Annotated in this window: 11 protein-coding genes; 7 read left to right on the top strand and 4 right to left on the bottom strand. The window is 61.1% G+C overall.

The annotated features are described in order from the left end of the window. The 3 genes from VIW95_RS06525 to VIW95_RS06515 form a co-directional block, all read left to right on the top strand. A partial coding sequence (locus tag VIW95_RS06525) for a hypothetical protein (RefSeq protein WP_331584630.1) occupies positions 1 to 519 on the top strand: 519 nt, incomplete at its 5' end. A gap of 25 nt (positions 520 to 544) precedes the next feature. Then, positions 545 to 1,228 (top strand): YafY family protein, encoded by a 684-nt coding sequence (locus tag VIW95_RS06520; protein ID WP_331584629.1) that lies wholly within the window; start codon positions 545 to 547, stop codon positions 1,226 to 1,228. Positions 1,229 to 1,390: 162 nt separating this feature from the next. After that, positions 1,391 to 1,771, top strand: a complete 381-nt coding sequence (locus VIW95_RS06515) for a cupin domain-containing protein (RefSeq protein WP_331584627.1) — start codon at positions 1,391 to 1,393, stop codon at positions 1,769 to 1,771. On the opposite strand, the gene VIW95_RS06510 is transcribed toward VIW95_RS06515, so the two are convergent. After that, positions 1,768 to 2,655, bottom strand: coding sequence for an alpha/beta hydrolase (locus VIW95_RS06510; RefSeq protein ID WP_331584626.1), 888 nt, complete (start codon positions 2,653 to 2,655; stop codon positions 1,768 to 1,770). The genes VIW95_RS06515 and VIW95_RS06510 overlap by 4 nt on opposite strands. A 92-nt stretch (positions 2,656 to 2,747) precedes the next feature. Here VIW95_RS06510 and chrA point away from each other — a divergent pair, with 92 nt between their 5' ends. The 3 genes from chrA to VIW95_RS06495 all read left to right on the top strand — a co-directional run bounded on the left by chrA (position 2,748) and on the right by VIW95_RS06495 (position 5,352). Next, positions 2,748 to 3,938, top strand: a complete 1,191-nt coding sequence (gene chrA / locus VIW95_RS06505) for a chromate efflux transporter (RefSeq protein WP_331584625.1) — start codon at positions 2,748 to 2,750, stop codon at positions 3,936 to 3,938. A 288-nt stretch (positions 3,939 to 4,226) separates the two neighbouring features. Continuing rightward, positions 4,227 to 5,147 carry an acyl-CoA desaturase gene (locus tag VIW95_RS06500; RefSeq protein WP_331584624.1) on the top strand — a complete coding sequence of 307 codons (921 nt, stop codon included), beginning with the start codon at positions 4,227 to 4,229 and terminating at the stop codon, positions 5,145 to 5,147. A 79-nt stretch (positions 5,148 to 5,226) separates the two neighbouring features. Beyond that, entirely contained in the window at positions 5,227 to 5,352 is a 126-nt protein-coding gene (locus VIW95_RS06495; protein ID WP_331584623.1) for a hypothetical protein, read from the top strand. A 19-nt stretch (positions 5,353 to 5,371) separates the two neighbouring features. On the opposite strand, the gene VIW95_RS06490 is transcribed toward VIW95_RS06495, so the two are convergent. The 3 genes from VIW95_RS06490 to VIW95_RS06480 form a co-directional block, all read right to left on the bottom strand. Then, complete coding sequence (locus tag VIW95_RS06490) at positions 5,372 to 6,139, bottom strand: LLM class flavin-dependent oxidoreductase (RefSeq protein WP_331584622.1); 768 nt, start codon at positions 6,137 to 6,139, stop codon at positions 5,372 to 5,374. Between the two features lie 257 nt (positions 6,140 to 6,396). After that, positions 6,397 to 6,837, bottom strand: coding sequence for a hypothetical protein (locus VIW95_RS06485; RefSeq protein WP_331584621.1), 441 nt, complete (start codon positions 6,835 to 6,837; stop codon positions 6,397 to 6,399). Beyond that, complete coding sequence (locus VIW95_RS06480; RefSeq protein ID WP_331584620.1) at positions 6,837 to 7,958, bottom strand: hypothetical protein; 1,122 nt, start codon at positions 7,956 to 7,958, stop codon at positions 6,837 to 6,839. The genes VIW95_RS06485 and VIW95_RS06480 overlap by 1 nt, the downstream gene beginning before the upstream one ends. 152 nt (positions 7,959 to 8,110) lie before the next feature. Between VIW95_RS06480 and mscL the strand changes: the two genes are divergently transcribed. Continuing rightward, the coding region (gene mscL / locus VIW95_RS06475) for a large conductance mechanosensitive channel protein MscL (RefSeq protein ID WP_349259299.1) at positions 8,111 to 8,532 on the top strand (422 nt) is incomplete at its 3' end.

Raw genomic sequence — 8,532 nt, 5'->3', positions numbered from 1 at the left:
TTCATGGGGTTGATCGGCGGGATGGGCACGCCCGACACCGACAAGATCTTCGGCAGTGTCTCGTACAGCGCGTTCGGCCTGTCGCTGACATGCGCCGTCTACCTGATCGTGTCGTACCTGATTTGGCGTGCGCGGTCGGCTCGCGCCGCGATGCTCGCGATATTCGTCGCGCTATTCGGCTTCTTCATGTTCGCGCCGCGGATGCACGAGCGATACCTGTACTACCCGCTCGTATTTCTGATTCCGATCGCGCTGGAGAGCGGCTTTCTCACTTCAATCTTCGCAGTGGTAAGCGGGACGTTCCTCTTCAACCTCATCTATATAAAGCACCTCACCGATACGTCGTCCTATTTCCCCGATCATCCGAACGCGGCGCTGATTTCGGCGGCCTCGATCAACCTCGCCGTGTTCATTGCCGTGACGGCGTACGGATTGCTACGCACTCCGCCCACTGCTGCCGAGGGTGATGCCGCGCCCGACTCTGAACAATCAGCAGTTGCCGTTGGACTGCGACAATGAGAGAAGGGGCGGAGGAAGCAGTATCATGCGTCGCGCCGATCGCCTGTTCGAGATTATTCAGCGGCTGCGCAGACGCCGCGTGGTCACCGCCGGTTCGCTCGCGGAGCAGTTCAACGTCAGCGAGCGCACGATTTACCGCGACATCAGCGATTTGATCGTAAGCAAAGTGCCGATCGAGGGCGCGGCAGGAATCGGTTACTCGCTGCGCAAGGGCTACGACCTGCCGCCGCTCATGTTCAGCGAGAGCGAGCTCGAGGCGCTCGTCTTCGGCGCTCGCATGGTGCAGAACTGGAGCGACGCCGAGTTGGGCCGTGCGGCCGACGCGGCATTGTCGAAAATCGAGAATGTGTTGCCGGCGCATCTGCAGCGGATGCTGGACGATCGATCGCTATGGGCGCCCAAGGACGTGAAGCGAGTGCCGGTGACATTCGATCTCGGCCGGCTGCGCGCCGCGATTCGCGGATGCCGGAAAGTTCGCTTCCGATATTGCGACGAGAAGGGCGCCGAGACGCGCCGCAAGGTGCGTCCCTTGAGCCTGTGGTTCTATCCGCCGTTTTGGACCGCCGCCTCATGGTGCGAACTGCGCGACGACTTCCGCTTTTTTCGCGTCGACCGCATGAACGACGTTGAGTTCCTGAGCGAGGCGTTTGCGCAGGAGGACGGCAAATCGGCGCAGGACCTGTTCCGCCATCTGCTGAGCAAGTCGTGACGACTCGCAAAGCCTCCTGAAGGCACGCTGTCAGGATCTATCCGGCTACGCGCGTCTCGACGAACGCTGCTGACAGACAGCTGTCAGGAGTAGCGCACCGGTAGATCGCTGTCGGGATGTTAAATTCTCTCCTTACGCGGCATTCGACCAAGGAGAGAGATCATGGCGACTCAGGTTTCGGAGCGTCCCGCAACATCGACACAAGATAGAGTGATCGTCCTCAAGTCGGCGGAGGAGACCGCCGGCGAACTCTTCCGATGCGAGTACATCGCGCGCGTCGTGTCGCCCGCGCCACGGGATCACATACACACGCATCAGGAGGAGCGGCTGGAAGTCGTCGAGGGCACCGTGCGATGCCGCGTGGCGGGAAGGGAGTACGTGCTGGAGAGGGGAAGGGTGATGGTCATCCCGGCCGGCACGCCACACGCCGTGTGGAACGACGATCGGCTCGGCTCACGCTCGATTTCAGAATACCGCCCCGCGATGAATGCCCAGGCGATGTTCCGAGGATACATCGTCGAGCGTCCAGGCCGGCCTGACTAAGACTTCAGGAACTTCAGCATCTGCTCGTTGACGTGATCGGGGCGCTCCTGGTGCACAAAATGGCCGGCGTTCGGCACTAGCTCGATTCTTAGTCCCTTCGGAAATAGCTTTTCCATCCCAGCGAGGGTTTCGGCGCCGATGCATCCGTCGTCGCGGCCGTGGAACATGAGCGCCGGTACGTTGATCGGGATGTTCATCGCGGGCGCGAGCATTTCCAGATCGACCGGCATGCTGAGCACCGGGCCGAGGGTGGCGCGGTAGTATCCGAGCGCCGCTTCGAGTGTGCCTTTGGCGCGGAATGATCGCTTGAGCGCTTCCATGTCTTCGGGAGTCCATTTCCAGCCCGGGGACCAGTCGGTCCACATTTTTTCCAGGAATGCGAAGTCGTTGAGGCTCACCGCCGCCTCGGAGATTTTCGTCTGGAAGAAGAACATGTACCAAGAGCGACGCTGCTGCGCGTAGTTGGTGACCAGCGCTTCGAAAAATCCAGAGCCGTATCCGACTGCCGCCGTGACGAGCTTGCTGACGCGATCCGGCGCGGCGGCCGCGGCGCCGTATGCTGCGACTACGCCCCAATCGTGACCGAATATGATCGCGTCCTTGTAACCGAGCGCGGTTATCAGCGCGAGTGCGTCCTCCGACAACGCCGCCGAATCGTAGCGGCCGTCGGGCGCGGCCTCGGTCGGCGCATAGCCGCGCATAAACGGCGCGACGCAGTGATAACCCGCCGCGGCCAGCGCGGGCATCTGATGGCGAAATGAATGCGCGGTGTCGGGAAAGCCGTGCAGGCACAGCACGAGCGGACTCTTCGAGTCGCCCATCTCGAGCACCGTGAAATTCATGTTCGACGCGCGTACGACTCGTTGGTTTGGTTGCGATGCCATAGTGGCCCGACTCATATCGCACGCCTTCGCCAATGACAAAGCGCGCGCGCTGTAATACCTTCGCGACGCGTGAACATCCGCGCGAACATCTGATGGACGAATCGACAGCACAAAATAATCCGCCGGCGCGACGCGATGCGCTGTGGGAGCTGGCGGTGCTGTTTCTTCGACTCGGGACGCTCGCGATGGGTGGTCCGGCCGCACATATCGCGATGATGGAGGACGAGGTCGTTCGCCGACGAAGATGGATGACGCATGAGCGCTTTCTCGACATGCTCGGCGTCTGCAATCTGATTCCAGGGCCCAACTCGACCGAGATGGCGATTCATATCGGTCAACTGCGGGCGGGATTCGCGGGCTTGGTCGTCGCAGGCGCATGCTTCATTCTGCCAGCGGCTGCGATCGTGCTCGTGATCGCCTGGATGTACGTACGATACGGCACGATGCCGCAAGCGGTCGGGCTGCTCTACGGCATCAAGCCGGTAATCATCGCGGTGGTGTTGCAGGCGCTGTGGGGACTCGGCCGCACCGCGATCAAATCGCGGCTGCTCGCGGCGATCGCGATCGTTGCGCTGGCCGCGTCGCTGCTCGACGTCAACGACATGATCGTACTGCTCGGTGGCGGAATCGTGATGCTTGCGATTCGCGCGTTTGAAGATCGCGACGCCGCTCGCGCGACACTTGCCGCAATTCCCGTCGCCGCGCGCGCTTCCGGCGCCAAGGGAGCCGCGCTCGCCGCGGCGGCGGTCGCAGTCCCGTTCAGCCTCACCACCTTATTTTTATTTTACCTGAAAGTCGGCGCAGTGCTGTTCGGCAGCGGCTACGTATTGCTGGCGTTTCTGCGCACCGACCTCGTCGATCGATTGCGCTGGCTGACCGAGGCGCAGTTGCTCGACGCGGTCGCCGTCGGCCAGGTCACGCCGGGGCCGGTGTTCACGACCGCGACCTTCATCGGCTACATCCTCGGTGGATTTCGCGGCGCGGTGGTCGCGACGCTGGGAATTTTCCTGCCGTCGTTTTTCTTCGTATCGATCAGCGGGCCCCTGATCCCGCATCTGCGCCGCTCGCCCCTGGCCGGCGCGTTTCTCGACGGCGTGAATGTCGGTGCGTGGGCTTTGATGGCGGCGGTGACGCTGTTTCTTGCTCATGACGCGATCGTCGACGTCACCACGACGATTCTCGCGCTGGCGAGCGCCGTCGTCCTGATTCGCTATCGGGTGAACTCGGCGTGGCCGGTGCTTGCGGGAGGAGTGATCGGCCTCGCGATGACGCTGTGGCGCTGACGGCCGTGTTACCTGCGGGACATTTGTCAAAAGTTGACAGTGCGCATGCACGCATCGGATGTAGCGCGCAGCGTCGGTATAATGTAGTCTGACAGTCCGCAACGGCAAGCACATTCCGCTCCCCGCCTTAGAATCGAAGGCATCCCTGTTAAAAGTGAAAATGTGCTGATGCTGGCGGCAGCCAGGAATGCGCACGCAGGCGCCCCCGCTGCCCGAGCATCATCACCCGTGCAGCCAAACAGGCGCGGGTGGGGCGGTGTACGAAAATACTACTGGTGGGAGAGATGAATGGCAGCAGTTTTCACGCCGATTAGCACGACCGAAGAAATCTTGAAGAGCGAGCCATGGAAGCAGCCTTGGTGGCACGCCGGCAAGCGCGACGTTGCGATCCTGGGCTGGGTTCTCCTCATTCATATTACCGCGGCGATTGGACTCGTACTTTATCCGATCCCAGGATGGCGGGTATTTCTCGGCGCGGTGGCGCTCGTGTTCCTGGGCGGACTCGGCACCACGGTCGGATACCATCGCGCGATCGCGCATCGCTCGCTCACACTGAATCCGTGGGCGCGCGGCGTGCTGATTTTTTTCGCGATGTTCAACGGCTCCGGCGCGCCGACCACATGGGCCGCCGGCCATCGTCTGCATCACGCCAAGGCTGACACCCCGGAAGACATCTCGAGCCCGCGCTGGGGCGGCTTCTGGTGGGCGCATCTGCGATGGCTGTGGCAGGCCGGCGAGCCGCCTATCGATCGCTACTGCCCCGACCTCAGCGGCGTTTCGTATCGCGCGTGGCGATGGTTCCAGACGCCGATCCTCACGCTCTCATTCTTCATCGGACTGTATTTCAGCCCGGCCGCATTTTTTTGGCTGGGCGCGATTCGTTTGTGCTTCGGGCTGCACGCGCAATGTTTCGTCAACAGCGTCTGCCACACCGAACCTGGTGTCACGGCGGGCCAGGATTCCAGCCGCAACGTAACCTGGCTCGGGCTGATGCATCTGTTTCAGGGCGAGAACTGGCATCGCAATCATCATGCGCGCCCCGGTTCTGCGCGTCTTGGATGGAACTGGCGCCAGCCTGACGCGGGCTACATGCTGATACTCGCGCTCGAGAAGCTTGGCCTTGCTACCGACGTCCGCCACGGCACGCCGTACGGCAAGCGCAAGGGCAGTCGGTCTGACCCGGACGATCTGATCGTCAAGGCCGCATAGCCACTAAATCCTAACGACGCGTTTAGGTTGCGTAACCGGCGGTGCCGCCGTGCGTATTCCATTTTATAGAGGAACGCACATGAACACCGCCGGTTTTGTTTTTGCCGCGATTCTTTCAGCAGTAATCATGTTTGGAACGGTAGTCGCCGCTGCGAACGCAGGCATGAGCCACGTCGCGACGTCGTCCGTCGTAACGAATCTATAGGTTCTTCGCGCGTGGTTTTTCAACGCGAACGGAACTCGGGGATGATATCCTCGGCGAAAGCCTCGATGTCCTCCTCGGAGGTCAGCAGCGGGTTGTGCATGAAAATGAAATGAGTGACGCCCGCCTTGATGTAGCCCTCGAGCTTGTCGATGCACTCCTGCTTGCTCCCGATGATCATTCGATTGCGCGCCAGCTCGGGCGTAGTTTGCGCCATCATCCCAACAATCGATGAGAGCGTTTCTTCCCGCTGCTTGGGCGCCTTGTAGCAAAGCGCGAGCATAAGAGTTTTTTCGATTTCGTCGGTGTTGCGGCCGACCGTGTCGCCGTGGCGCTCGATCACACCGATCAGCCGCTTCATTTCCGCGGCGTCCGCATTGCCCATGTTCCACATGTCGGCATAGCGCGCGACAATCTTGAGCAACACCTTTTCGCCGTGTCCGCCGATCATCAGCGGCAGATTTTTCTGTATCGGTTTCGGATTACAAATCGCGTCAACCACGTTGTAGTGCTTGCCCTTCAGCGTGGTTTTCTCCTGCGTGAACATCCCCTTGATGATCTGGCACGACTCGTCGAGCGCCTGCAGCCGTCCGCCGACCGTCTTGAAATCGAAGCCGAGGCTGCGATGCTCCGCCTCGAACCATCCCGCACCCAGTCCAAGGTTCAGCCGGCCGCCGCTGAGGTTGTCGAGCGTGGCCGCCATCTTCGCGGTGAGAGTCGGGTTGCGATAAGTGTTGCCATTGACCAGCGCACCGATACGCGCGCGTTTGGTGACCTGGCTGAGGCGCACTCAACAGGGTCCAGCCTTCGAGGCACGGTCCGGCGGGGTCCGGTGTGAATATGGGATAGAAATGGTCGAACACCCACAGCGAGTCGTAGCCCAGCCGTCGGCCCTGGCCCAGAAGCTGCGCAATTGTTCCCACGCGATATTCTGCTGTCCGGTTTGAACTCCAAAGCGAATCGGATGCTTGTCCATTGCGATCTTCCTTCGTCTCAACCGCGGGTCGTTTTCGCGCGGCGAAGAACCTTTTCACGTTTTCGAAATGTTTATGCGGGAACTTTCGAGGCGAGATTAAGCAATTCCTGCAGCGTCTGATTGAAGCGGTAGAACTTGTCCTCGCGCAACTGGTCAGTAGATTCGAGCCACAGTTCTTCACCGACCAGCGCGAGCGAGCTCAGCGTATGCCGCAGCTGTGGGCGGCCGTACTCGGCAATCTCGCCCAGCATCCGATCCCAAATCTCGCGCTTGCCGCAGATCACAAAGTCCGGATCGTAGTCGTTGAGATCGACGATCGGCGTTGCCTCGGTCAGCTGATAGCCGTCGATCACAAGTCCTACGATCCGATCGCCGCCGTTGCCGGTGTTGTTCGGCACCACGCGGACGGCGAAGCGCGTCTCCGCGTATCCGAGCCGCCGGAAAAGTTCACCCTCGGCATGCATCAGCCGGCCGAGGGTGAGAAACCAGTCTGAATCGGGAAACGCCGCCATCAGGCCGTCGCTTCGAACAGTTTGTTGAAATCCGTTGGCAGGATGCAGCGCGGACGGCGGTCGAGTCCGGCCGAGTCGCATCGCTGCAGGTACTCGTGCACGATTCGCCGCCACAATTGTCCCTGCAACTCCATGCCCTTGTCGAAATGCTCGACGCCGCCGCCCATAAGGATCGCCATCGGCTCGACCGCCTCAGGCACGCTGAACGTTTCGAGCAGAATCCGCTCGGCGTCGTCGAGCTGTTCGTGGAGTTCTTCGGCGACCGCGGGATTCGCCTTGAGCTGCGCGCGCAGATGCATGGTGCCGAAGCCGACGTGGCGCGACTCGTCCTGCATGCATCGTCGGAAGATTTCCTGATCGACGCGGCTCGGCGCCAGGAACTCGCCCTGGCGGAACATCGTCAACACGAAGCCTTCGCCGAGCAGTTGCAGGCGGCCGGTCTGCGCGGAGAAACTCGGGCAGTCGAAGATTCGCTTCAATGACAGCTCGCTGATTGGACTGGCCTTGCCGAGTCCGCCGCCGTTGGCGAGCGCGCGCTTGCGGAACACGTCCATGTGCCGCGCCTCGTCCATCGCCTGCGTCGCGAGGAACATTTTCACTTCGAAGAAGTCGTGATTCATCTGCCCCATCCATCGCGTCGGCGCGTCGGCCGCGATGAATTCGACCTCGGTCAGGAAGGTGCAGAGCTGGCACATCGCGCGCTCGAGATCGTCGGGCAGCGGCTTGAGTTCCGTCCACGGGATGTCGCGCGCGGAGCTCCACTGGCGCGCGACCGCCTCTTCGTACAGCTCGGTCACGTTGTCGGCCCAGCACTCGGCCTTCTCGTTAATCGTGAATCCGAGCGAGGGCAGGTCTTCGGAAATTACTGCGCCGCGCGGCGCCATCGAGCGATGCGCTCCGCCGTGCTCGGGGACGATTCCGTAGCTGCCGATCTCGATGTCCTTGAGGCGCAGGCCGAGGTTGCCGGGCTTTGCGCGCACGCCCCATTCGCCCATCTGGTTCATCCAGCCGAGGTCAGGAGTGCCGGATTCGTAGAGCTTCTGCAAATAGACCGAAGGCTCGAGCTTGAACTTAGCTTCGGAACCAACTCGCTCTTCATCTTTAATGTGAACTGCTCCCATATGTGGCCTCCGGCGATGCGCGGTTATGACAGATCGGCTACCAGATGCGTTTCAGGAAAGTCAATCGAACCGGCGGCTGATTTACTTTGTCGCGCCGCGATGCTTTTGTAAGCGAGCCTTCCTCACCGGGCAAAGGAGTACGCACCATGTCGATGCTCTCAGAGTTCAAGGCGTTCGCGATCAAGGGCAACGTGATCGATTTGGCGGTCGGCTTCGTCGTTGGCGCCGCGTTCGGCAAAATCGTCACATCGTTCACCAGCGACATCCTGATGCCGCCGATTGGGCTGGCGCTGGGCTCGGTAGATTTCTCGAATCTGTTCATCAACCTCTCGTCGAAGCACTATGACACTATCGCGGCGGCGAAGGCGGCTGGCGCGCCCACGCTGAACATCGGATTGTTCCTCAATACGATCATCGATTTTCTGATAATCGCGTTCGCGGTCTTTCTGCTGGTCAAATGGATCAATCATCTGACTGGAGCCGACAAACCGGCGCCGCCTTCGACCAAGGACTGCACATATTGCGCGACCGCTATCCCGCTCGCCGCCACGCGATGCCCGCATTGCACGTCGGA

The organism is Binatus sp. (SeqCode) (genome assembly GCF_036522015.1).
Taxonomy (GTDB): Bacteria; Desulfobacterota; Binatia; order Binatales; family Binataceae; genus Binatus.
This window is presented reverse-complemented; position numbering and strand designations above follow the sequence as displayed.